Below are 1,851 nucleotides of genomic sequence, written 5' to 3'. Positions count from 1 at the left end.
GATCTGGCCGTTGACCCGAAGGGTCAGTCGCAGATCGTCGAAGCGGGTGAAGTCGTCCGCCTCCAGCAGTACGAGGGTCGGTCCGACCGGAGTGAAGGTGGGATACGACTTGGCTTCGTAGAACTGGGTTTTCGGGAGTTGCACGTCGCGCGCGGAGACATCGTTGGTGACGACCAGTCCTGCGATGAAGTCGGTGATGTTGTTCTCGTCGATCGCGGTGCCCACCGGAACAGGTGTGCCGACGACCAGACCGATTTCTACCTCGTAGTCGAGGAGCTTGACGTGCTGCGGTTTGATCACGTCGTCGAACGGCCCGCTGATCGACCCGGACGTCTTCCGGAAAAACGTCAATGGCACTGTCGCGGGGTTCATCCCCGAGTCCTTCACGTGGGAAGCGAAGTTCGTCATCTGCGCGACCACCCGGCACGGTGCGGTGACCGGTGAGATCAGGTCCAGCGTCTCGACGGGAATCGTCTCTCCGGAGGTCGCGGCGGCGTCGATGGCCGCCCTGTCGCGCAGCAGTTCGGCGGTGGTCGTGGCGGCGGTGTCGATCCGGGCGGCACCGTCGGCGGTCTGCACCCACCAATCAGCGGCGGACCGAAGAACGGAAATGCTCATGTGGAGGCTACTTTCAGGAGGCCACGGAGGCGTTGGACGTCGAATTCGTTGTCTCCACGGAGCGCGGAGACCAGGGCGCGCAGTTCGTGCAGGGAGTCTCGTCCGGGCGCGATGCCCAGGAAGTCCGGGGTGGCCGGCGGGCCCCACTGGGCCAGGCCGGACGCGCTCATGGGTGCCCAGCCGGGCTCGAGGGTGCAGTCGAACAGGTCACCGTCGGCATAGTGTTCGACCAGGAAGCCGTCGGGATCACGCCAGTAGTCGAAAATCTGGCTTCCCTGGATGTGTCGGCCGATCCCCCACGACCGGCGGTAACCCCTTTCGAGGAGGTATTCGCCGCCGGCGGCGATCGCGTCGAGATCGCAGACCTGGTAGGCCGAGTGCACATATCGGTTCGACGGGCCGAGCGTCAGTGCGAGAGTGTGGTGGTCAGACGGCACGGCACCTTGGTCGCAGCGAACGAAGCTCATGACCGGACCTCGTTCGCGCTGGCCCTCGTAGAAGAGGAAGTCGCTGACGATCAACCCCAGATGGTGCAAATACCAGTTCAAGGTCTCGAGGTAGCGGGTGCTCTGGAGCACGATGTGTCCGATGCGCTGGATCTGTGCGGGTTCCCGCTGGGGGCGTTGGGTGGCGTTGGTGCGGATTGTTCGGTGGCCGACGTTGAGCACCTGGGGTTGCTGCGGGGTGAGCGCGGGGAGTTCTTGGACGTCGGCGACCACGCGGACGAGGGATCCGCTGGGGTCGGTGAGATCGACGGTGATGCCGCCGAGGCTGTCGGGAAGTGGGCTTACGGTGCGTCTCGTGGCGTCTGCCAGACGGAGCACATCGCCGCGTTCTGCTGCTGCGAATGCCATGCCGACGAACTTCGAGCGGCGCCCCTTGCGGATGATCGCACAGGGCGCACCCGCGTCCGTGCCACGGAGATGAAGTTCGTCCGGTGTGACCACTGTCGTTGCGAAACCGAAAGCGCGGGCGAACCCCTCGGCTCGGATCAGATCAGGCTTTTCGAATTCCAGCCAGGCCAGTCCCCGCACCTTGACGACAGGGTTCGATACCCGTCCTGGGTGTTCCCCATGCACACCGCCCTGATCACTGTGCAGGTGCGCGTGGGGGTCGAAATGATCACTCATACGCGACTCCTCCAAAGTAGATTGACGATATCGTCACCTATGACTCGATCGTCAGTCAATAGTGTCTGAGGAAATCGTCAGAATTGAGGCCGTTTGCTAGATT

Annotated in this window: 2 protein-coding genes; both read right to left on the bottom strand. The window is 63.4% G+C overall.

Going from position 1 to position 1,851, the window contains the following annotated elements; genetic code table 11:
• On the bottom strand, positions 1-618 hold a 618-nt coding region (locus tag WAW17_RS09665; protein WP_422332762.1), incomplete at its 3' end, for a fumarylacetoacetate hydrolase family protein.
• On the bottom strand, positions 615-1,748 hold the full coding sequence (locus tag WAW17_RS09660) for a VOC family protein (RefSeq protein WP_422332761.1): 1,134 nt from the start codon (positions 1,746-1,748) through the stop codon (positions 615-617). The genes WAW17_RS09665 and WAW17_RS09660, both read right to left, overlap by 4 nt.
• Positions 1,749-1,851: the final 103 nt, after the last annotated feature.

The sequence above is a fragment of the Rhodococcus sp. (in: high G+C Gram-positive bacteria) genome (assembly GCF_049286785.1).
Taxonomy (GTDB): Bacteria; Actinomycetota; Actinomycetes; order Mycobacteriales; family Mycobacteriaceae; genus Rhodococcus_F.
This window is presented reverse-complemented; position numbering and strand designations above follow the sequence as displayed.

Bases quoted from the DNA above. Each gene is read 5' to 3' on its own strand.
- WAW17_RS09660 (WP_422332761.1), bottom strand. From the start codon at position 1,748: ATGAGTGATCATTTCGACCCCCACGCGCACCTGCACAGTGATCAGGGC.